The following is a 21,509-nucleotide window of genomic DNA, read 5'->3' on the forward strand; positions in this document are numbered from 1 at the left end:
CAATATTTTATAAAACCTTTTTACTAATTTAGTAGTTTCAAACTCATTGAAATCTTGAAACTAAACCTTGAACAAATTCCCAGGGAGGAGACCCTTTCCAAGAAGGAGTTTATCCAAAAGTACTTCAAACCTCAAAAGCCAGTTGTTATAGAACGCTTTATTGAGGATTGGCCCGCTTATTCCAAATGGAGTTTGGACTATATGAAGGATGTTGCAGGTGAAAAGGAAGTTCCCCTGTATGACGATCGTCCAGTAAAGCACGATGAGGGATTCAATGAGCCCCATGCTAAAATGAAGATGCGGGAGTACATCGACCTGCTAAAAAGCAAGCCCACCAAATACCGAATTTTTCTGTGGAATGTGTTGAAGGAAGTACCCCAACTCCAAAAGGATTTTTCATACCCGGATTTTGGCCTGCCCTTGATGAAAGGCCTGCCCATGTTGTTTTTTGGCGGAAGTAATTCGCACACTTTCATGCATTACGATATTGATTTGGCCAATATTTTCCATTTTCACTTTGAAGGAAAAAAGCAGTGCATCCTGTTTTCCCAATCGGAAACAAAGTTCCTTTATAAGATTCCACATTCTTTGATTACAAGGGAAGATATTGATTTTGATGCCCCAGATTTGGACAAATGGCCCGCCTTAAAACATGCCAAGGGACACGTGGCCCAGTTGGAACACGGAAATGTGCTTTATATACCCGAAGGGTATTGGCACCATATGAAATATGTTACCCCAGGATTTTCAATGAGTCTGAGAGCCATCGCCCGAAAACCCAAAAATTTTGGGAAGGCAGTCTATAACATCTTTTTTATGCGGCATTTTGATAATTTGATGCGAAGGCTAAAGGGTCAGGAGTGGATTGATTGGAAGAATGAGGAGGCAGTTGTTCGTACCGAAAGACTATTGGCTCAGAAATAGTTAAATCAATTCTTGAAGCTTTTCGTAGACCAAATGGCTTTCCCAGCCTCGATATAGCAAATAGTCCGCCAATTTTTTCTTTCTTTTTTGGATGTTGTTTTCCTGAATCTGGCCCAATCTTTTTTTGGCAAGCTCATCCAAGGTGCTATGGTATTCTTCTTCCGGTATTTCTGCCAAGGCAGATTTAATGTTGAAGGTTGAAATTTGTCGCCGTTTCAATTCAAGGACAATTCGTTTTTTACCCCACTTTTTAATTTTGAATTTCCCCCGGGCAAAACTTTTGGCAAAGCGTTCCTCGTTCAAATAATTTTCTCGGATCAAGTGGGTCACAATTTGGTCAACGGCTTCGGGAATCATGCGCATGGCCTTTAATTTTTCAACCACCTCAACATGGCAACGCTCTTGGTAGGCACAATAATGCTCCATTTTTTTTGTGGCTTCAGATAGGGTGTAACTTTTGGTATGCAGCATATTCAAATGTACATAAAACAAAAAAGCGACCCCATTTCTGGAGTCGCTTCTTGTTATGGTCGTATTGTTTTACCGTCTTTATCCTTAAAACGGTACTCAAGATATTTGTAGGCATCCCTAGGTTGTACCTTAATCCATTTTTTATAGGTCTTAAACCACTTGGAACGGATTGAGGGAAATCCTTTGGTAATATAGGCCGCAATGAACGGGTGTATGTTCAATACAATTCCGTTGTTTTTGTGGTCCCCTTTCAGGATTCGCTCTAAATCTGCTTGGATGTGATCGATCAAGACAATTGGAGCTTCCACTTCGGCACCGGTGCCATTGGGATTTTCCTCGCTGGTCTTGATGTTCATTTCCGGACGTACCCGTTGTCTTGTAATTTGTACAAGTCCAAACTTACTGGGCGGCAAAATCTTGTGTTTTGCCCTATCGTCCTTCATTTCGTTCCGTAGGTGATCAAACAGCTTTCTTCTGTGTTCACCTCGGGTCATGTCTATAAAATCTATTACGATGATTCCACCCATGTCGCGCAAACGCAATTGCCGTGCAATTTCTGTTGCGGCGAGCAGGTTTACCTCTAAGGCGGTATCTTCTTGGTTCTTGGCCTTGTTGGAACGGTTACCACTGTTCACATCAATAACGTGAAGAGCTTCGGTATGTTCAATAACAAGATATGCCCCACGGCTCATGGAAGCCGTACGTCCGAATGAGGTCTTTATTTGACGCTCAATCCCGAACTTTTCAAAAATGGGAGCTGAACCGGTGTATAACTTTACAATGGATTCTTTTTCGGGTGCTATTTCGTGCAAATAATCCTTGATTTGGTTGTAGAGCGTTTCCTCATCAACATGGATTCCCGTAAAGGAATCGTTGAAGACATCCCTTAAAATGGAAGAGGCTCTATTGAGCTCTATCAATACTTTGGAGGGATGCGGTGCTCTTTGCAATTTCTTGCACATTGTTATCCATTTGGAAAACAAGTTCTGAAGATCTTTGTCTAGTTCTGCAACTTTTTTGCCTTCTGCTACGGTACGGATAATGACTCCAAATCCTTTGGGTTTTATGCTCTTTACTAGTCGTATGAGCCTGTCCTTTTCTTCCTTGCTCGCTATCTTTTGCGACACCGAGACCCGGTCTGAAAAAGGCACCATGACCAAATATCGCCCAGCAATGGATAGTTCTGAGCTGATTCTTGGCCCCTTGGTGGAAATGGGTTCCTTTACAATTTGTACCAATAATGACTGATTGGCTTTGATAACATCGTTGATGCTGCCATTCTTGTCTATATCTTTTTCAAATGGAAAATCTTTAAGGGCATAGTCTTTTAACTTCCCTGTTCTAACTTTTTTAATGAATTTAAGCATGGAGGACAGTTGCGGACCAAGGTCATGATAGTGCAGGAACGCATCTTTTTCATAACCTACGTTGACAAATGCCGCGTTTAGGCCTGTAACGGGTTTACGTATCTTGGCTAGGAAGATATCCCCTACGGAAAAGTTGTTGTTGTCCTCTTCTTTGTGTAATTCTATAAGTTTTCCATCCTTGAGTAAGGCAAAATCGACTGCTTCAGGACTAGATCTAACAATTAATTCTCTATTCACCTGAATCGATTTTGTATTTATCCCATACCAATTTTTGGGATAAATGATTAAACAATATATAGAATCGGTTCTATTTCAAACCGACTGAAATTCGTTTCTTGAATCTCTATGTCAAAGAACGTGTAAATACAAAATGAAAAAGTAGTTGGCTAACAACTACTTTTTCTTGTGTCGGTTAGCTCTCCTGCGTTTTTTACGCTTGTGGGTAGCTACCTTATGTCTTTTTCTTTTTTTACCACTCGGCATAGTACTTCTCCTTTTGTGTTAGTTATTTCTATTTTACTTGTACGTTGCTCTTAACGCCTTCAACAAACACTTTTGCTGGTTTAAAGGCAGGAATATTGTGCGCGGGGATTTTAATGGTAGTGTTTTTTGAAATGTTCCTACCTGTTTTTTCGGCTCTTGTCTTGATGATAAAGCTTCCAAAACCTCTTAAATAAACGTTGTCTCCGTTTTCCAAGGAAGACTTAACCTCCTCCATAAAAGATTCCACTGTTGCTTGTACGTCTCCTTTTTCAATTCCTAGTTTTTCTGAGATTCTAGTTACAATATCTGCTTTCGTCATTTCTCTTGATTATTTTTCTTATTTTTTCGGCTTGCAAATATAAAAATTAAAATTAATCTTTCGTTTAAAGCCTTTAATTTTAAGTATATAAACTCATTCATTTTGGCAATAGTATTTTTCTAGATGTCTTTTTCTGAGAAAATTTTAGACTGGTACCACATAAATAAGCGGGAACTGCCTTGGCGTTCCACCCGTGATCCCTACAAGATTTGGCTATCTGAAATCATCCTACAACAGACACGAGTAGTACAGGGAATGCCTTACTACCATAGGTTTTTGGAAGCTTTTCCCTCGGTTCATGATTTGGCCGATGCCTCAGAGGAAAAAGTCTTAAAGCTCTGGCAGGGACTGGGGTATTATTCGCGGGCAAGGAATCTTCATGCCACTGCTAAAATGATTGTTGAAGATTTTAATGGTGAATTTCCAAATACGTATGAAGGGTTAAAATCATTAAAAGGTGTTGGCGATTATACGGCAAGCGCTATTGCATCCATCTGTTTTGATGTGCCAGAGCCTGTGGTTGACGGAAATGTGTATCGTGTGCTTGCAAGATATTTTGGTGTGGACCTGCCCATCAATAGTTCTGAAGGAACCAAATATTTTAAAGAGTTGGCCAGAGAGGTCATGGAAACCAAGGATGTAAGGGATTACAATCAAGGTATCATGGAATTCGGTGCCATACAATGTGCGCCCAAAAAACCGTACTGCCTCTTATGTCCATTGCAAGATAGTTGTGTTGCGCTTAAGGAAAACAAGGTTGAGAGTCTTCCCGTAAAACTGAACAAAACCAAAATCAAAGAGCGTCATTTTAATTATTTGGTTTTTCTTGATGAGGATGAAAATACGTTGTTGGAGCAACGAAAAGGTCGGGGAATATGGCAAAATCTGTATCAATTTCCATTGTTGGAATCAGAAAAGGAGCTTCAAACCGACGAGATGGAAAGGGAATTGACCTACAAAACTGATTTTCCCAATACAGAATCCCTTTCCCTATATAACATCGAACCCATCATACATAAACTCTCCCATCAACATTTGTATACGAAGTTCTGGATTCTAAAAACAGAAGATGTGTTGGAAGAAGGTACACCATGGAAGAAAATAATGGCCTATCCCGTTCCAGTTTTGATTGCGGATTTCATTAAAAAATTTAAATTTTAGTACTTTTGACTAATTAAAGACGTATGAGCGGAACATTGAACAAAGTAATGCTGATTGGGCATTTGGGAGACGAAGTGAAAATCCACTATTTTGAAGGAGGCAACTGCATTGCTCGATTTCCTTTGGCCACCAATGAAACCTATACCAATAGGCAGACAGGGGAGAAGGTTACCAATACGGATTGGCACAATATTGTGGTACGGAACAAGGCCGCGGAAATTTGTGAAAAGTATCTGAGCAAGGGAGATAAGGTCTATGTGGAAGGAAGACTAAAAAATAGACAATGGCAAGGTGAGGATGGCAATATGAGGTACACTACGGAGGTGCATGTACAGGACTTTACCTTTTTGACCACAAAGAACGAAAGCCAAGCTAGTGGACAGCCAGGTATGGCCAATGCACAGCAGTCTTCTGGGAATCCAACCCAGAATAACCCTACCAAACCAAATGCACCCGAGGTGCCGATTGACGAAACCGAAGAGGATGACGATCTACCCTTTTAAATACAAGCTTAAAGCAATATAATTTGGACCCTGAGCCCGATTGTTTGGTGTTTTTCTTTGCAGCGACTGGTGGTATCTTCACCTTAAAAATAGTTGTGCTTTTGCTTCTATTATGCGGATCAGCGTTGATTTCGGCTGCTGAGGTTGCCCTTTTTGGCCTATCCCAAACTGATTTAAACGAGATGCAGGAAAGGGATACCTCCCGAGGTAAACTTATTGTTGAATTGTTGGAAAAGCCCAAAAAGCTCCTTGCTACCATTCTTATTACCAATAATGCCATCAATATTGGTATTGTATTACTGTTCAGTTCCATTGGAAATACCATTTTTGCAGAGATTGATGGAACTTGGCGTTTTTTGCTTGAAGTTGTTGTCGCTACCTTCTTGATTTTAATGTTCGGGGAGATTCTCCCAAAGATTTACGCGAATAGAAACCGGGTGCAATTTTCCCATTTTATGGCCTTGCCCTTAAAAGGGTTGAATGTACTGTTCACACCGTTAAGTGCGCCCATGCGCTCCGCCACCCTGTTTTTGGAAGATAAATTAGGGAAACAGAAATCCAGCTTCAGTGTCAACCATTTATCGCAGGCTTTGGAATTGGCCTCCGAAGGAGATACCACAAGGGAAGAACAGCGAATATTGGAAGGAATTGTAACCTTTGGGAACACTGATACCAAACAGGTCATGCGGCCCCGTATCGATATTTTTGCACTGAACGAGAAAATGAAATTCCCAGAGGTGCTTCAAGAAATCAAAAAAAATGGGTATTCCCGAATTCCTGTTTTCTCCGAAAATATGGATAATGTACTTGGTGTACTTTATGTGAAAGACCTATTGCCGTATATAGATCGTAAAACTTTCAATTGGATGTCCTTGATCCGGGAGCCCTATTTTGTGCCGGAGAACAAAAAATTGGATGATCTCTTGTTGGAATTTCAGGATAAGAAAAACCACTTGGCCGTAGTAGTGGATGAATATGGAGGGACTTCGGGAATTGTTACCTTGGAAGATATTATTGAGGAAATTGTGGGCGATATCAGTGATGAGTTTGATGATGAAGACCTTGTTTTCTCAAAATTGGACGACTACAATTACGTTTTTGATGGAAAAACGGCACTGAAAGATTTCTACCGGGTGGTAAAGATTGAAAATGAAGAAGAGTTTGAGTCGAAAAAAGGTGAGTCAGAAACCATCGCCGGATTTGTGTTGGAGATTTCTGGCGGTTTTCCCAAACGAGGAGAGAAAGTATTCTTCAATGACTATCAGTTCATCGTGGAAAACCTGGACAAGAAAAGATTAAAACGCATAAAAGTAACCTTGCCCCATGAAGCATAGTCTCCTTATTATTCTTGTACTGATGATTTTTACGGTTGGTTGTAAAGATGATGTGCAGCCCAAACCAAAAGCCATGCTTCGATTGGACTATCCAAAGGCAGATTATGCTGAATCCAACATTGACTGCCCATATACGTTTGATCAGAACCTGCTTTCCACCGTTAAGGAGAACCAAGATTGCTCTTTGGTTCTGGATTATCCCATGATGAAGGGTTCCGTTTATCTTACCTATAAACCTGTAAAGGGCAATTTGGACACCTTATTGATTGATGCGCAAAAACTCTCCTATGAGCATGTTCGGAAGGCGGACAACATCATTGATCAGCCCTTTGTGAACCCCGAGGATGGTGTCTACGGAATGTTTTATGAAGTAAGTGGAAATGCAGCTTCCCAATCCCAATTTTATGTAACCGATAGCACTGAACACTTTGTTACTGGGTCGCTCTATTTTTATGCCAAGCCTAATTACGATTCCATTCTCCCAGCCGCCATGTACCTACAAAATGACATCCGTAGGATTATGGAAACCTTGCGGTGGAAAAAGTGATTATTGCACGGAGTCTTTTGCAAGTAGTGCCTCAGCCCTTTCAATACTACCATTGATTTGTGATTTAAGGGCATTCACTTTTTCTTCCTCTTCATCCAGCCATTGTTGCTTTTGCTCAGAAAGCTCCTTGCCTTGGAGAATTTCTTCATGATCAAAACGGTTGCCAAAGTTTTGCATCCAATCCATCATGGAAGCATGTGCATCCTGTAGATCTTTCATGGCAGTGGCGTACTGTTGTCCGGTTTCAGTGGTATCTACCTTGGTTTTCAGCTCACCGACCAATTTGCCGATTGTCCCCATTTTAGGCATTACCTCGTCATGTACAGCCATAACCTGTTCCATTTGGGATGGGCCGTCAGAGGCTTTTTTTTCTTGTTTGCAAGAAAGAGTTATAAGAATGATAGTGCTGATACATATTGAAAGTATTGTTTTCATATCGTTGGTCTTTTTTCAAAAATACTATATTCCTGCGACGCATTTTGTATGCCCCGCAGGAAGTTAAAATTTAAAATGAGTATTGTGTTCCCAATGTAACAGACTCTTTGGTTCTTAGTTGAATTCCATTTACGTCTTGAAACAATGGCATGGCCCATTCAAAACCAAACCGAAGGTTTTTTAAAGCACCAGTAGGGACATAGAGGTTAAAACTAAGGCCACTGTTGATGAAAGTCCCTCCAGAATTAGTCGTGTCTGCTGTAATCACCATCATGGGATTCAGGTCTGGATCGGTACCCTCAATTTTGCTGATGGCCAACCCTTCCAATCGAGCTGAAAAACTCAACCAATCTGTGGTTTTCACTGCAAACCAGTTATTCCAGCTATATCTATTTCCCAAACGGTACTCCCGGTCATTTTTTCCAAAACGAAACAGACCTCTTACTTGACTTCCCCAAGAAACAGAATTACTTTGGCCCAAATAGGTCAAGGCCAAATTGGTGTCAAATGTTCCAGAACCCAATTGCATGGGGTAGGGCAATTCGGTTTCATTAGGTGCTGAAGCAGGAGTAATATCACTTTCCGAGATGCCCCCTGTTGGGATTGAAAAGCCCAATTGTGCGTGAAGTGACTGTAGGTTTGCATTAAAGAATTTGTACAAAACCGAAAGCTGAACATCTCCAAAGCCCTTGGATTCGGTGGTGAATGTCCCCCCCATGCGATTTATATGCTCCATTTCCATGGTAATATAATTGATCATGGCCATTAGCGTAATTTTATCGCTTGGTGCAAACATGGTGCCCAACATGTGCATGTTCATTGGCATACTTGTAGGGGTTACCATATAGTTTTCCAATGCATTGCCATAGGAGGCATTATCCGTGCCCTGTTTCAGTTCATCCATGTTCATGTACATATAACGGTAGGAGAACATCCATTCCCCTTTACCATGCATGTGGTCACCCATCACCGAAATGGGAGCATGTCCATCCGGTCTTCCAGAAGACCATTTTTCTGTATTGTCATTAATTTCTTGTGCGCACAAGGCAATTGTGGCCATAACAAGGATGGCCGAAATATATATTTTCATTCGATTTATATGTTGAAGTTGATGGCAACCGTTTCATGTAAGGGGTTGCTCTAAAAAAAGTATGTTCAAAAATTAACCAACAGAGCTGGGAGGATGAAAATTAAGAGCACAATAGAGGTATGCGTAAGTGTTGATGTAATGAAAGCCATTGGGAAGTTGATCACAGAAAATATCTTCTGAATCTAAATCGAATATCTCAACAAATCCTATGGGATATTCTTCCAATACAATTCTGGGAAGATTCTGTTTTTTTTGTTCGTTTTGTTCCGAAATACGCTGCATCAAGTAACACTTACCATTACATTGTAATTCAGTATTGTCTTTATTGATACAAAGAAATTCCGATATATAGTCCTCATAAATAATGTACTCCAACAATGGTGCAACGGGGCGTGCCATGGCTAAAAAGTAGAGTGCTAGAAAAATATGGGCAATGAGCCGGTTCAATAGTGAGGATTTTGCGCTGCAAAATTATGGATAAGGAGAAATATTGCAATAAAAAAGCGCCCTTTTAGAGCGCCTTTTAACAATTGTGTGGTCTGCTCACTCAAAATCCGAAGCATTTACTCCGTCATTCACCTTGAGTTCCGTAACAGTAAACTCAAAAGTTTGGGGACCCATACTCTGTGATAATTTAAAGGGGAATTTGACTCCTGAGACTTCTTGGTAGTCAGTAAAACCCATTACATTCTCCATTTGCTGCCCTTGGATTTCTTCCACAGAAATTTCCTGAATCTTCAAACCGGATTCAATATCATAAAAAGCTGTTTTTTTGTCAGTAATCTTAAGCTTGTATGCCTTTTTATCACCGACAGGCTCAATGCCTTCCAAAGAAACATTGCCAACAGATAAATAGTTCAATTCAGGAAACGCAGCGGACTCTTCCTTGATTTTCTCAATTTCTTCCGGGGAAAGGTCTTTGCGTTGCCCTTGAACCACCATGTATCCTGATTCTCCATCCAAAACTTGTTTTTGCATAGAGTTGCCCATTACCTTTATGTTCTGCATAAATTGGTCTTGTGAGGTCTTCTTCATCTCAAGTTCCAATTTCATGCCTTGCATTTCTGCTTCGGCCACCATAGCATACGATTCTACACCCTCTAATTTGGATTTTCCACCGATGGCTTCAATATACTTTTCTAGGACCGAATTAGCGGTCATGCCTTCTGGAACTGCTGCATTATACTCAGGTTTTTCGGTTTTGTTGGCAAACTTATCGTAGTGGAATACGGGAACTTCCTTGCCTTTAAAAGTGACTTTCTCAAGGTTTTCCACAATATCGCTTCCCTTCCCAACAACCACTACTCTGGCATTTGACGTGGTAAGATGTTTTTGGGCAGCTTTTTGCACATCATCAATGGAAACTGCATCAAGTCGCTCCAAATAGGTTTTGTAAAAATTACTGGGAAGGTCCTCCGTATCAATGTTGAGGGCATAAGCCGCAATGGTTGTTGGATTTTCCAAGGCCATTACAAAGCTTCCTGCATATTCTGCCTTAGCATTGGAAAGTTCTTCTACGGATACGGGCTCGTTGATGATTTTATCGATTTCTTTTAGTATTTCAACCACGGCACTATCCGTAACCGCATTTCTCACTTGAGCAGAGGCGTCAAAGCGAATAGGGCTGTACTTGTTGTCCCTTATGGCTGAGTAGGACCCATACGTGTACCCCTTGTCTTCCCTAAGGTTTAACTGCAACCTGCCTTGTGATCCTCCACCTAAAATCCGGTTTGCCAAAAGGGCGTGCAAATAGTCGGAATCCTTCATTTTTAGTTCTGTGATGTTTTCCACGGCCACTTCAGACTGTACGGCATTGGGTGCATCTACAAAGTTGATTTGCGTGTACTGTACATCTGTAGGTTTTGAATAACTGAATGATGGAGGTACCGCTTTGGACCATGATGTGAAATTTTTGGTGATGAGCGCCTTAGCAGTTTCAAAATCTACATCGCCAACAATGACCAAATAGGCATTGGCGGGCACAAAATAGTTTCTGTAGAATTGTTCCACATCTGCCAAGGTTACGTTGTTTACGGTTTCTTCTGAAGTGATTTCCCCATACGGATGGTTCTTACCATAGGCCAAGGCCAGTTGAACCCTGGTGGCAATGGCGGAAACATCCTTTTCTTGACTTTTAAGTCCAGTTAATAGTTGCTCCTTTTCTTTTTCGAACTCCTCTTGGGTAAAATTGGGATTTAGGGCTGCATCGGCCATGAGTTCCAAAATTCTAGGAAAGTATTTGGAGAGGCAGTTTGCGGATGCGCTCTGACTGCTAATATTTATAGACGCTCCCAAAAAGTCCACTTCCTCATAAAAATCGTCTTTGGGGATGGAAATAGAACCTTTCCCCAGCATACTGGAGGTTAAATCGGACACGCCAGCTTTGTCGCCCTGTAAAATAGGTGGGTTGTCTATGGTCAAATACATGTTTACCCGTGGTAACTTATGGTTTTCCACTACCATTACCTTTAGCCCGTTGCTCAGTTCAAAGCGAGCGGGTTCCTTTAGGTTTATTTCAGGAGCGGGGCCTTTTTTTGGAGGGGTGGTACGATCAATTTGTGCGTTAGTAGCTGCCAAGAAAAGCGACAGTACGGAAAATAGGATATACTTTTTCATCTTAATTGGCATCTTTTTGTTCAGGTAAATACTCCAGTTCCAATCGCTGATTGACTTTTAGGTACTTCAGGGCCACCTCACGGATTTCTTCCCGGGTGATGGAGCGGTAAATGTCAATCTCTGTGTTGATGAGGTTGGTATCATCATAGAGCATATAGTCTTCAGCGAGGGAGCTAGCAATTCCTTCCACACCACTGTTCGCATTCACATACCCGTTTTCAAACTTGTTTCGGAGCTTTTGGTGGTCTTTTTCCGAAATAAGGTCGGTCTGGAGTTTTAAGATTTCAGCATCAATCTCATCCTTTAGATCCTGAATGGTGTATTCTCCCAAGGGAAGTCCACCCAAAATATAAGCACTGTAATCCTCACCATCCAAGGGGAACGCAAAAACCTGGAGTGCCATTTTTTTATCGTCCACCAACTTTTTGTAGAGCTTGGAACTTTCCCCATCACTCAAATACGTGGAAATCATATTGATGACATACGCATCTCTTTCAGCCTGGCCGGGAGTTCGGTATGCCAGAAAGATGGCTGGAATCTGAATATTTGGGTCATGATAGGTGGCATATAGGGTTGAGGTAATTGGCTCTTCTTTTATTTTGGGTCTATCAATTTCAGCACCTTTTGGAATGGGGCTAAAATAATCGGAGATCATTTTCTTGGTCTTTTCGGTTTCAAAATCCCCCGCTACGACCAATACCGCATTGTTGGGGACGTAGTAGGTTTTGTTGAAGTTTTTAAAATCATCCAAAGTGGCACTGGCCAGATGTTCCAGAGAACCTATTACCGCCCATCGGTAGGGATGTTTAATAAAGAGATTCTTACAAATTTGCTCAAAATAGGCACCATAGGGCGAGTTGTCTACCCGAAGTCGCCGCTCTTCCTGCACCACTTCTTTTTGCGTATCCACACCCACTTGACCAATAATGGGATGCATCATACGCTCTGACTCCAACCAAAGACCCGTTTCCAAATTATTGGAGGGAAAGGTTTCATAGTAATAGGTCCGGTCTAAATAGGTATTGGCATTGCCTCTTCCGCCATTGGAGGAGACTATTTTGTCCCATTCGCCCCGTTCAATGTTTTGGGTGCCTTCAAACAGCAAATGCTCAAAAAAATGGGCGAATCCAGTTTTTTGTGGGTCTTCGTCCTTGGAACCCACATGGTACATCACCGCCGTGGTCACCACAGGTGCCGTGTTATCCTGATGTAAAATTACATGTAGGCCATTGGGCAGATCATACTCTTCAAAAGCTACTTCCTGCGCAGATAACAGGTTGCCCATGAAAAATATGAAAAGCATTGATGGTAATCGTCTTTTCATCTTACCTTATTTTAATGTTGGTGTACGTTGAACTACGAGGTTGGTATTGATTGTTTGACTGATGTTACACTAAATATAGAACAAAATTTACAAGACCAACGGGGAAGGTGCAAGTCTTTGTAGGAAAGTATGGGATAATTCGTAAACATTCATTAAATTAATCAACGCATCCAAAAATAAAATGAGATGAAAAATGTAACCCTTCCGATTCGGTTTGGGATAGTCACCAGTGCTATTCTTATTGCGTATTTTTTGATTTTGTCCCTTATGGGCAAGCACACCAACGTGTTCTATAGTTTATTCAATGGGGTCATTACGGGATTTGGCATTTACGAGACCATCAAGTACACCAAAATTAGACAAGGAAAGGGATTCAGTTATGGTAAGGGGTTCACGGCAGGAATCACTACAGGGTTTATAGCGACCCTATTGTTCACCATTTTCTTTGCTTTGTACAGTACGGAATTGAACAGCTCTTTTTTGGATGAGCTCTCCAAAACATGGTCCAAAAACTATAAAAATTTTCAAGGAATCGTATTCTTTACGGTGGCAATCATGGGTTTTGCCACGACCTTGGTTTTAACACTTTCCTTCATGCAGCTCTTTAAATCCTCCAACAACCACAAAAAATAATGGCCCAAAATGGGATATTGCACTTGTGGATTAAGGATTTAGCAGTATATTTGCACCCGCTAATTTAATAAAGCGACCATAAAATTAATTCTAATTAACGCATTATGTACGCAATTGTAGAGATGGCAGGGCAGCAATTTAAAGTTGCAAAAGACCAGAAAGTGTACGTTCACCGTTTGCAGACTGAAGAAGGCAAAAAAGTTACTTTTGACAAAGTTCTTCTTTTGGATGACAATGGAAACGTTACCATTGGCGCCCCAGTCATAGAAGGTGCGGCTGTTGAGGCCAAAGTTGTAAAGCATCTTAAAGGAGATAAGGTAATTGTCTTCAAAAAGAAAAGACGTAAAGGATACCGCAAGAAAAACGGTCACAGACAATATTTGACTGAGATTCTTGTTGAAAGTATCGTGGCCAAAGGAGCCAAGAAAGCTGCTGCTCCTGCTAAGGCCAAAGCTGAAGAGAAACCTGCTGCTGAACCTAAGAAAGAAGTAGCCAAAAAAGCAGAAGCTCCAAAAAAGGAAGCTCCAAAAGCTAAGGCTACCGAGGATTTAAGCTCCAAAACCGTAGCAGAGTTGAAGGAAATGGCAAAAGCTAAGGAGATTACCGGCTACTCTTCCATGAAGAAAGCCGAGTTGATTGAAGCGTTAAGTAAATAAGACACGAACTAAAATTTATATATCATGGCTCACAAGAAAGGTGTAGGTAGTTCAAAAAACGGTAGAGAATCAGAATCGAAACGCTTAGGTGTTAAGATTTTTGGTGGCCAGGCAGCAGTTGCTGGTAACATCATTGTTAGACAACGTGGTACCAAGCACAATCCTGGCGAAAATGTTTACGCAGGAAAAGACCATACTTTGCACGCCAAGGTAGACGGTATTGTTAAGTTTGAAAAGAAAGTGGGTGGAAAATCCTATGTTTCCATCGAGCCTTTCCAAGCTTAATAAAAAGATTTATATCATACTAAAGGCCCCGCAATAGCGGGGCCTTTCTTTTTCCCCTAACCGATTGGTAAAGGTTTGTTAACCTAACGGTGATATTTGGGCGAACGTAATTGTGTTTCTTGAACCTTCTTTGCCAATTACGTTCAATGAGAACACTTTTTGGACCTTTTTTTCTTTTGATGGTGATGGTCCTGATTCATAATAATGGTTTGGCCCAACAAACGACTATTGACCTTACTTCGGCAAAAACATCAGACCCAACCTATCTGGAGCTTCAAAAGCAGTTGGAGCAATCCAAAAGTAAACCCAAGTTTCCAAAACAAATCGCCCAAAGCCACCTAAAACTGGGGGAATACTATCGCTCTTTGGGATTGTATTCTGAAGCCATGGAACAATACAATAGGGCACTGGAACAGATTGGCACTGATTTCAACGATACCCTCTACCTCACCCTAAACAATAATATTGGTAGGGTCTACCTCTCCCAAAATAATTTTGAGTTGGCGGAACAACACTTCACTGACACCATGAACACCACAGTGAATTTGGATTACGGCAAAGGACAGGCTGAATCCATGGCATTGCTCGGAGCATGCTATGAAAAACAAGGGGAGTACAACAAGGCTTTGGCTTACCAAAAGGAAAGCCTGCAGTTGTTTGAACAGTTGAACGACAAACATGGGGTGGCCATGACCAATGAGAACATTGGGAGTATTTATGAGGATTTGGAACAGTTTGACTTGGCCTACGAATATTTTAATAAAGCCTATGCGTATTTGCAAGGTAGCACTACAACCGAAGAAATCAATGTGCTCAATAACTTGGGCGATAGTTTTCGAAAAACGGGAAAGTATGATTCAGCCATTGAATATACCAGCAAAGCCCAGGAAATTGCAGAGAAGTTGAACGATTTTCATCAGTTGGAAAGTGCCCATAAAGACCTTTCTAAAACCTATGCACTCATGGGCGATTTTAAAAATGCCCATGCCCAGCTGATGGAAGCCGAAGAATATAACAGTGCCATGCTCACCGCGCAGAACACCAATCAGCTCAATGTGCTCCAGACCATTTATGAGACCAATAAAAAAGAAGCGGAAATTAAATTGCTGAAGGAACAGAACAAGGTAAGTGCTGCCAATCAAAACTTATTGTGGGTGGCTTTATTTGCCCTAGCGGCTATTCTCACCATTTTGTACAGTTATTTGGGCAGAAAACGGAAGGCCAAACTTAAGATTCAAGAATACAAACAGCGAATGCTCAAGGCCGAACTCGATAAAAAGGCTATTGAGGAAAAGAACCTGCAAAATGAGGTGCAGCTCAAAACGGCTTCACTATCCCGGTACAGCCTGCACTTGTCCCAGAAGAACAAAATCTTGCTCGATTTGGCCAATACGCTTCGCAATATCGCTTCCCGAAAAAACATGGATACTTCGGAAAAAATAAAAGCCTTGGTTAAGGAAATTGATTTTAACCTTCAACAGGAAGACAAATGGGATGAATTCATGAACTTCTTTAAGGAGATACATCCAGAGTTCATCAAAAAACTATCCACACTTTCTGATGCCAGTCTCTCTCCCGCAGAACTTCGCTTGGGTATGTTGTTGCGTTTAAACCTTTCCTCCAAGGAAATCGCTTCTATCTTAAGGGTGACCCCAGATAGTGTTCGCGTGGCCCGACACCGACTTCGCAAAAAATTGCCCATTGATCAAAAAGATGAACTGGTAAATTTTATGATAGAGCTTTGAGTCAATTTCACTCCAATTTTTTGAAAAGGTTAGCCCTATGTAAAAAAAATGTAATTGTTGCCCTCTTGTTTCTGCCCTACTACCGATTTGTTTCCTTTTTGTTTCCCTTTATTTTAAATCTTAATAAGCTGATATACATAGTTTTGGATTGCATTCTAACTAGAACCAAAATGAAACCAATGAACGCAAGAAAACTACTTTTTGTAACGCTTTTTTTGATGTTTGGCTTTGCAAAGGCACAAGCACAAACAGGTAATATACAGGGAACCATAACCGATGAAAACGGGATTTATGTTCCGGGTGCTAATGTCTATATTGAATCACTTTCAAAGGGAGCCATTACCGATTTTGATGGAAGGTTTACCCTTGTTGGTATTCCTGAAGGGAGCTATGCCCTAAAGATTACCTACATGGGCTATGCTGATGTTGATCAAGAAGTCTCTGTATCTGGTGGGCAAACTACAGGTGTTAGCATTGTATTGAACCCCAGTAACTTTGAACTGGATGAGGTTCAGGTAAGTGCTTATGGACTTAGTGGTCAAGCCAAAGCCTTGAACACGCAACGTACCAATCTGAACATTACCAACGTGGTTTCCACAGACCAAATTGGGAAATTCCCCGATGCCAATATTGGGGACGCCGTTAAGCGTATTCCCGGTATCACCATGCAGGTAGATCAAGGTGAGGCAAGGAACATTATCGTTCGTGGTCTTTCACCGCAATTAAACTCGGTAACCTTGAACGGAAGCCGTATTCCATCCGCAGAATCGGATAACAGAAACATCCAAATGGACTTGATTCCTTCGGATATGATCCAAACCATTGAAGTGAACAAAGCGGTGACTCCAGACATGGATGCTGACGCTTTGGGGGGTTCTGTAAACTTGGTGACCCGTACCGCGCCGCAAGGATTTAGGATTTCTGCCACCGCAGGGTCGGGAATCAATTTTATTACCGATAAAAGAATATGGAATGGTTCTCTCTTAATTGGTGACCGCACCAATGATGGAAAATTCGGGTACATGTTTTCAGCAACCATCAACGACAATGATTTTGGTTCGGACAACATTGAAGCCGAATGGAGCGATGAATTCGAATACTATACTGGTGAAGACGATGAAGAAGGAGATCCTATTTTGGAAGAAGCGGATGTAGACCCTTACACTAACGTAACTGAACAACGAACCTATTTGGTTCAGCGGGTACGAAGAAGTTTCTCTGCCAATTTTGATTACCAAATCAATGCTGCCAATAACATTTACCTAAAAACCATGTACAACTGGAGGGACGATAGGGAAAACCGATTCGCCTTTGCCCAAGAGATATTGGATGGGGAGGATATAGAAGAGGGAGATTTTACCATAACCAATGGAATCCCGACCCGCTTCCCTATTGAAGCCGTACGTGAGTCTAAAGGAGGAATCGCAGGAGGAAGAAACAAAAACCGCAGGCTGGAAGATCAGCGTATGCAAAACTATACCTTGGGAGGTAACCACCTTTTCGGAAATTTAAAGTTCGATTGGATGGGATCTTATGCTAAAGCTTCCGAAGAGCGTTTGAACGAGCGTTATGCTGCTTATGCTGCTGAATATATCGTCAACAATGACAACAGCAACCCAAAGTACCCCATAATGACGGCTTCAGACCCAAGTGATTTTAACAATTTGGACAACTTTGAGTTCGATGAAATCACCAACGAGAATCAGTATACCGAAGAAGAGGACATCAACTTCTTTGCAAACTTTGAGTTGCCCGCTGATTTCTTTGGACAAGGGAATGGAACCATTAAGTTTGGTGCAAGAGGTCGCTTTAAAACCAAATTAAGAGACAACGATTTCTTTGAATACGATTTGGAAGATGATTTCCCAACCTTGGGCGCAGTTCCCATAAAAAGCTACACCAATCCAGATTTTCTAGCGGGTGAGAAATACCAAGCGGGAACCTTTGCCAGTGAGGAATGGTTGGGCAGTTTGAACTTGAACAGTACCAACGGTGAAGCTTTACCGGATGAATTCTTGCCAGGGAACTTTGAGGTAAAGGAAAATGTATTGGCAGCCTATATAATGTTCAATCAAAAACTATCTGATAAATTGAGTGTATTGGCTGGTGCAAGATTGGAGAACACTAAACTGGAAACGGATGGCAATAGGGTCGTTTACATTGAAGAAGATGAGGACGCAGGTATAGAGGAAGGTATTGAAGTTGAGCCTGTATCTGATGAAAACTCCTATACCAATTTATTGCCAGGAATCCATTTCAAGTACGATGTGGACACCAACACCATCCTTCGTTTTGCATGGACCAACACTTTGGCCCGTCCAAACTACGAGGATTTAATCCCAAGAGCTGAGATTGTGAACGAGGATGAAGAAGTCATTGTTGGGAATCCAGAATTGGACCCAACCACTTCCATGAACTTTGATTTAAATGCAGAGCATTATTTTCAAAGTGTGGGGATTGTTTCCGGAGGTCTTTTCTATAAAAGGATCAATGACTTTATCTATACCTTTATCACAGAAGCCGAAGATGATTCTTTTGGTTCGGGAACTACAGGCTACGATGTGTTTCAACCGTTAAATGGAGATTCTGCTTCCATTTTTGGGGCTGAACTATCTTTTCAACGTCAGTTGGATTTCTTACCTGGTTTCGCCAGAAACTTTAGTATTTATTTAAACTATACCTACTTATCTTCCAGTGCCGATGGTATCCGCAACGAGGATGGTGATGAGCGTACCGATTTGGATCTCCCGAATACCGCGCCTAACATGTTCAACGGATCTTTGGGCTATGCCGATAAAAGATTTAGCGCGCGACTTTCTGCCAACTTCTCCGATTCGTATATCGATGAAATTGGAGGAAACGCTTTTGAAGACCGCTACTATGATACCCAGTTTTTCTTGGATTTCAATGCCAGCTATGCCATTACCAACAACTTGAGAATTTATACCGATGTGAACAACATCACCAATCAACCCCTACGGTATTTCCAAAGTGTGAAAGAAAGGACCCAACAAGCGGAATTTTATGATATCCGTTTTACATTCGGGTTGAAATACGATTTGTTCAGAAAATAATTCAGGTAGTATTTTATATACTAAGTCATGATGAGTGCCCGCCCACCAAGGGGTGGGTACTTGGAGTGACGACCATTACCCATAAAGTTTAGAATATGAAAAAACGGTATATCCCATTTATTTTGGTACTGGGAATTATCTCGTGCAAGCAAGGCAGTCAATTACCAGCAATAGCACCGGACATAATCACCGAAAAAACCCCTAATGATACCGATGATCCTGCCATTTGGGTCAATCCGGATGATGCGTCAAAAAGTATTGTTTTTGGAACGGACAAGGAAACCAACGGCGGTATCTACGCTTTTGACTTGGAAGGCAAAATCATTAGGGAGAAATCCATCACAGGGATTCAACGCCCCAACAATGTGGATTTGGAATATGGTTTTCAATTGAATGATTCCGTTGCTGTGGATGTGATTGCCTTTACGGAACGGGAGAAACAACAGATACGGTTGTTTTCCGTTCCAGACATGAAACCCCTCGACGGTGGCGGTTTTCCCGTTTTTGAGGACGAAACTGATGTGGAACAACGTTTGGCCATGGGCATCAGCCTATACAAATCCCTTAAAGATTCATCGGTTTATGCTATTGTAGGAAGAAAAATTGGACCAAGTGGTTCCTATCTCTATCAGTATAAGTTTGAATCCGATAGCACAGGGATTTCAGCCAACTTGGTCCGAAAATTTGGAAGTTTTACCGGTGGAAAAGAAATTGAGGCCATTGCGGTAGATAATGAAATGGGCTACGTTTATTATTCCGATGAAGGCGAATGCATAAAAAAATACTATGCCGAACCAAGTATGGGTAATGAGGAACTTTCTTGTTTTGGAGGAGAACTATTTTTGGAAGACATTGAAGGGATTGCTATTGCCAGATATCCCAATGGTGAGGGTTATATAATTGTTTCTGACCAGCAGCGTGGTCAGTTCAATATTTTTTCAAGAAAGGAGAATTCATTTATAAAAGCAGTCAATCTTTCCACCCTTGAAACAGATGGTTGTGATGCAGTTACGGTTCCATTGAGCGATACCTTTCCCAATGGACTTTTTGTTGCCATGAACGACCAAAAGGACTTCTACTTTTACGATTTGGGAAAATTCTTGGACTTGAAGTAAAGTTTAAAATGCCTTATATGTTGTTATCAGTAAAAAATTTGTCAGTTCGAGTTGTTTTTCGAAGCAAAGTGTAGAAAATAAGTATCGAGAACAGAATTTTTTCTTGGAAAACCGTATTCTCGATATAAAATTTTTGCAAAATTCCACTCGAATTGACGGTTTTCATGTTACATGATGTACAACGTGTTTAGAAGGTAAGTTTTCGCTTTCGAGCTGTAATGGCCCAAGTATCTGTTTTCATTCCATTTTCAATGATAGATACCTCATCATGAAGGTTAATAGTAGGACAAATGTGATACGGAATGCCATACAGGACATCCCCAACTTTATAGTTGTCCCAATCTTTTACTTGGATCACGCCATGCTCCTCACTTTGTGAAAGCAATTCATAATCTTCAAGATTCAGGAATTTTACCCGTTTGTTGATTGGGTTTTCCGCGGCAAGGGATTTATGTCCCAAATCAACAGTGATGATCCCCTCCGTAGGCTTGGAAATGATTCGGGTCACCAGAAGGGCAGCATATTTGAAGTTCTGCTCCGTTAATTTTTCACCGTAGCCCCAATCCCAAAGCACACAGGTGCCTGGGCTGGTTATCCTTTTTTCATTTTGTAGATGCGAAGTAAAGGAAGGCGTTCCCCCACAAATCAATTCGGCATAGGGATAACTTTCTTTCAACGCTTCAAAATAGATATCAACATCTTTTACGCCGGCCTCTATCTTTTGGTTACGAACGGTAAATTCAGAATCCCTTAAATGACCGTCATAGGCATGAAGCCCTTTAAAAACCAAACCCTTGCATATTTTCAAATAGGCCATGAGTTCATCCAGCCCAGGGCCAATTGCAATCCCCGAGCGGTTCATTCCATTATTAATATCAATATAAACAGCAACGGAAAGCTCTTGCTCCAACGCTTTCTGGTTTAAAAGCTCAGCACTGTCTTCATTGTCCAAAATGGTGGAAAACATTGTATTTGGAAAATGGTTAATCAAATTAAGAAAACGCTCTACTTTAGGCCCAACCAGTTGATGGGCAATCAATACAGATTTAGCTCCGGATTCAGCGGCAATTTCAGCTTCAGCAATGGTGGAAGCCTTAAAATTGGAGATTCCCGACTCCAACATAACCTGCATCACCTTGGGCATTTTGTTGGTTTTGATGTGCGGCATCAAACGGTCTGTATCGCCATCGATCAAAGTAATCATTTCACTGACATTGTGTTTCAGGTTTTCCAGGTAGAGGGCTATGGAAGGTGAATCTACCGTTTCAATGTTCTCAATAATAAACCAATCTCTTCCCATGACTTGCAATTTTGTGGGAATAAAGGTAATAATCACAAAGGCACGGGCAACCATTTTTAATTATTGACTTGTATGCTTCTTGCTAAAACATGAGTAGAAATCTTTTTGTAGCTTTAAGAGCATTAAC

At 41.2% G+C, this 21,509-nt stretch carries 20 protein-coding genes; 11 read left to right on the forward strand and 9 right to left on the reverse strand.

What is annotated here, in order from left to right:
* The first annotated feature begins 54 nt into the window (after positions 1-54).
* A complete protein-coding gene (locus ACFOWS_RS12195; RefSeq protein ID WP_379764912.1) occupies positions 55-924 on the forward strand; it encodes a cupin-like domain-containing protein in 870 nt (289 codons plus the stop codon).
* On the opposite strand, the gene ACFOWS_RS12200 is transcribed toward ACFOWS_RS12195, so the two are convergent.
* The 3 genes from ACFOWS_RS12200 to ACFOWS_RS12210 all read right to left on the reverse strand — a co-directional run bounded on the left by ACFOWS_RS12200 (position 925) and on the right by ACFOWS_RS12210 (position 3,564).
* Positions 925-1,350 carry a regulatory protein RecX gene (locus ACFOWS_RS12200; RefSeq protein WP_379764914.1) on the reverse strand — a complete coding sequence of 142 codons (426 nt, stop codon included), beginning with the start codon at positions 1,348-1,350 and terminating at the stop codon, positions 925-927.
* 98 nt (positions 1,351-1,448) lie between these two features.
* Positions 1,449-2,999 (reverse strand): ribonuclease E/G, encoded by a 1,551-nt coding sequence (locus tag ACFOWS_RS12205; RefSeq protein WP_366585450.1) that lies wholly within the window; start codon positions 2,997-2,999, stop codon positions 1,449-1,451.
* A 274-nt stretch (positions 3,000-3,273) separates the two neighbouring features.
* A complete protein-coding gene (locus ACFOWS_RS12210) occupies positions 3,274-3,564 on the reverse strand; it encodes an HU family DNA-binding protein (protein WP_036380395.1) in 291 nt (96 codons plus the stop codon).
* A gap of 123 nt (positions 3,565-3,687) precedes the next feature.
* Here ACFOWS_RS12210 and mutY point away from each other — a divergent pair, with 123 nt between their 5' ends.
* From mutY to gldD, 4 genes are read left to right on the forward strand one after another with little or no spacing between them, the layout of a single operon-like run.
* Positions 3,688-4,725: an A/G-specific adenine glycosylase gene (mutY, locus tag ACFOWS_RS12215; RefSeq protein WP_379764917.1), complete on the forward strand. Its 1,038-nt coding sequence runs from the start codon at positions 3,688-3,690 to the stop codon at positions 4,723-4,725.
* A gap of 23 nt (positions 4,726-4,748) precedes the next feature.
* Positions 4,749-5,228, forward strand: a complete 480-nt coding sequence (gene ssb, locus ACFOWS_RS12220; RefSeq protein WP_379764919.1) for a single-stranded DNA-binding protein — start codon at positions 4,749-4,751, stop codon at positions 5,226-5,228.
* A 23-nt stretch (positions 5,229-5,251) separates the two neighbouring features.
* Entirely contained in the window at positions 5,252-6,562 is a 1,311-nt protein-coding gene (locus ACFOWS_RS12225; protein WP_379764921.1) for a gliding motility-associated protein GldE, read from the forward strand.
* Positions 6,552-7,109: a gliding motility lipoprotein GldD gene (gene gldD, locus ACFOWS_RS12230; RefSeq protein ID WP_379764923.1), complete on the forward strand. Its 558-nt coding sequence runs from the start codon at positions 6,552-6,554 to the stop codon at positions 7,107-7,109. Before ACFOWS_RS12225 ends, gldD begins: the two co-directional genes overlap by 11 nt.
* On the opposite strand, the gene ACFOWS_RS12235 is transcribed toward gldD, so the two are convergent.
* The 5 genes from ACFOWS_RS12235 to ACFOWS_RS12255 form a co-directional block, all read right to left on the reverse strand.
* Positions 7,110-7,544 (reverse strand): hypothetical protein, encoded by a 435-nt coding sequence (locus ACFOWS_RS12235; RefSeq protein WP_379764925.1) that lies wholly within the window; start codon positions 7,542-7,544, stop codon positions 7,110-7,112.
* Between the two features lie 70 nt (positions 7,545-7,614).
* The gene (locus ACFOWS_RS12240) at positions 7,615-8,634 is read right to left on the reverse strand and encodes a transporter (RefSeq protein WP_379764927.1); all 1,020 of its coding nucleotides are present in this window, start codon (positions 8,632-8,634) and stop codon (positions 7,615-7,617) included.
* A 72-nt stretch (positions 8,635-8,706) separates the two neighbouring features.
* Positions 8,707-9,081 carry a hypothetical protein gene (locus ACFOWS_RS12245; protein ID WP_379764929.1) on the reverse strand — a complete coding sequence of 125 codons (375 nt, stop codon included), beginning with the start codon at positions 9,079-9,081 and terminating at the stop codon, positions 8,707-8,709.
* 96 nt (positions 9,082-9,177) lie between these two features.
* Complete coding sequence (locus tag ACFOWS_RS12250) at positions 9,178-11,250, reverse strand: M16 family metallopeptidase (RefSeq protein ID WP_379764931.1); 2,073 nt, start codon at positions 11,248-11,250, stop codon at positions 9,178-9,180.
* 1 nt (position 11,251) lies between these two features.
* Positions 11,252-12,574 carry a M16 family metallopeptidase gene (locus ACFOWS_RS12255; RefSeq protein ID WP_379764933.1) on the reverse strand — a complete coding sequence of 441 codons (1,323 nt, stop codon included), beginning with the start codon at positions 12,572-12,574 and terminating at the stop codon, positions 11,252-11,254.
* Between the two features lie 186 nt (positions 12,575-12,760).
* Here ACFOWS_RS12255 and ACFOWS_RS12260 point away from each other — a divergent pair, with 186 nt between their 5' ends.
* The 6 genes from ACFOWS_RS12260 to ACFOWS_RS12285 all read left to right on the forward strand — a co-directional run bounded on the left by ACFOWS_RS12260 (position 12,761) and on the right by ACFOWS_RS12285 (position 20,082).
* Positions 12,761-13,207, forward strand: a complete 447-nt coding sequence (locus ACFOWS_RS12260) for a DUF4199 domain-containing protein (RefSeq protein ID WP_379764935.1) — start codon at positions 12,761-12,763, stop codon at positions 13,205-13,207.
* 104 nt (positions 13,208-13,311) lie between these two features.
* Entirely contained in the window at positions 13,312-13,863 is a 552-nt protein-coding gene (gene rplU / locus ACFOWS_RS12265; RefSeq protein WP_379764937.1) for a 50S ribosomal protein L21, read from the forward strand.
* Positions 13,864-13,887: 24 nt separating this feature from the next.
* Positions 13,888-14,148: a 50S ribosomal protein L27 gene (gene rpmA / locus ACFOWS_RS12270; RefSeq protein WP_366585426.1), complete on the forward strand. Its 261-nt coding sequence runs from the start codon at positions 13,888-13,890 to the stop codon at positions 14,146-14,148.
* 146 nt (positions 14,149-14,294) lie between these two features.
* A complete protein-coding gene (locus ACFOWS_RS12275) occupies positions 14,295-15,893 on the forward strand; it encodes a tetratricopeptide repeat protein (RefSeq protein ID WP_379764939.1) in 1,599 nt (532 codons plus the stop codon).
* Between the two features lie 170 nt (positions 15,894-16,063).
* Positions 16,064-18,967 carry a TonB-dependent receptor gene (locus tag ACFOWS_RS12280; RefSeq protein WP_379764941.1) on the forward strand — a complete coding sequence of 968 codons (2,904 nt, stop codon included), beginning with the start codon at positions 16,064-16,066 and terminating at the stop codon, positions 18,965-18,967.
* A 95-nt stretch (positions 18,968-19,062) separates the two neighbouring features.
* Positions 19,063-20,082 carry a phytase gene (locus tag ACFOWS_RS12285; RefSeq protein WP_379764943.1) on the forward strand — a complete coding sequence of 340 codons (1,020 nt, stop codon included), beginning with the start codon at positions 19,063-19,065 and terminating at the stop codon, positions 20,080-20,082.
* Between the two features lie 187 nt (positions 20,083-20,269).
* Here the strand turns inward: ACFOWS_RS12285 and ACFOWS_RS12290 are convergent, their stop codons facing one another.
* On the reverse strand, positions 20,270-21,382 hold the full coding sequence (locus ACFOWS_RS12290; RefSeq protein WP_379764945.1) for a D-TA family PLP-dependent enzyme: 1,113 nt from the start codon (positions 21,380-21,382) through the stop codon (positions 20,270-20,272).
* Between the last annotated feature and the right edge of the window lie 127 nt (positions 21,383-21,509).

Origin of the sequence: Flagellimonas marina (assembly GCF_042651185.1) — a bacterium.
GTDB classification, from domain to species: Bacteria; Bacteroidota; Bacteroidia; order Flavobacteriales; family Flavobacteriaceae; genus Flagellimonas; species Flagellimonas marina.

Coding starts and splice junctions, on each gene's coding strand:
- ACFOWS_RS12235 (WP_379764925.1), bottom strand. CDS start 7,544: ATGAAAACAATACTTTCAATATGTATCAGCACTATCATTCTTATAACT.
- rplU (WP_379764937.1), top strand. CDS start 13,312: ATGTACGCAATTGTAGAGATGGCAGGGCAGCAATTTAAAGTTGCAAAA.
- ACFOWS_RS12260 (WP_379764935.1), top strand. CDS start 12,761: ATGAAAAATGTAACCCTTCCGATTCGGTTTGGGATAGTCACCAGTGCT.
- ACFOWS_RS12210 (WP_036380395.1), bottom strand. CDS start 3,564: ATGACGAAAGCAGATATTGTAACTAGAATCTCAGAAAAACTAGGAATT.
- ACFOWS_RS12240 (WP_379764927.1), bottom strand. CDS start 8,634: ATGAAAATATATATTTCGGCCATCCTTGTTATGGCCACAATTGCCTTG.
- ACFOWS_RS12280 (WP_379764941.1), top strand. CDS start 16,064: ATGAAACCAATGAACGCAAGAAAACTACTTTTTGTAACGCTTTTTTTG.
- ACFOWS_RS12250 (WP_379764931.1), bottom strand. CDS start 11,250: ATGAAAAAGTATATCCTATTTTCCGTACTGTCGCTTTTCTTGGCAGCT.
- ssb (WP_379764919.1), top strand. CDS start 4,749: ATGAGCGGAACATTGAACAAAGTAATGCTGATTGGGCATTTGGGAGAC.
- ACFOWS_RS12290 (WP_379764945.1), bottom strand. CDS start 21,382: ATGGGAAGAGATTGGTTTATTATTGAGAACATTGAAACGGTAGATTCA.
- rpmA (WP_366585426.1), top strand. CDS start 13,888: ATGGCTCACAAGAAAGGTGTAGGTAGTTCAAAAAACGGTAGAGAATCA.
- ACFOWS_RS12285 (WP_379764943.1), top strand. CDS start 19,063: ATGAAAAAACGGTATATCCCATTTATTTTGGTACTGGGAATTATCTCG.
- ACFOWS_RS12275 (WP_379764939.1), top strand. CDS start 14,295: ATGAGAACACTTTTTGGACCTTTTTTTCTTTTGATGGTGATGGTCCTG.
- ACFOWS_RS12200 (WP_379764914.1), bottom strand. CDS start 1,350: ATGGAGCATTATTGTGCCTACCAAGAGCGTTGCCATGTTGAGGTGGTT.
- ACFOWS_RS12255 (WP_379764933.1), bottom strand. CDS start 12,574: ATGAAAAGACGATTACCATCAATGCTTTTCATATTTTTCATGGGCAAC.
- mutY (WP_379764917.1), top strand. CDS start 3,688: ATGTCTTTTTCTGAGAAAATTTTAGACTGGTACCACATAAATAAGCGG.
- gldD (WP_379764923.1), top strand. CDS start 6,552: ATGAAGCATAGTCTCCTTATTATTCTTGTACTGATGATTTTTACGGTT.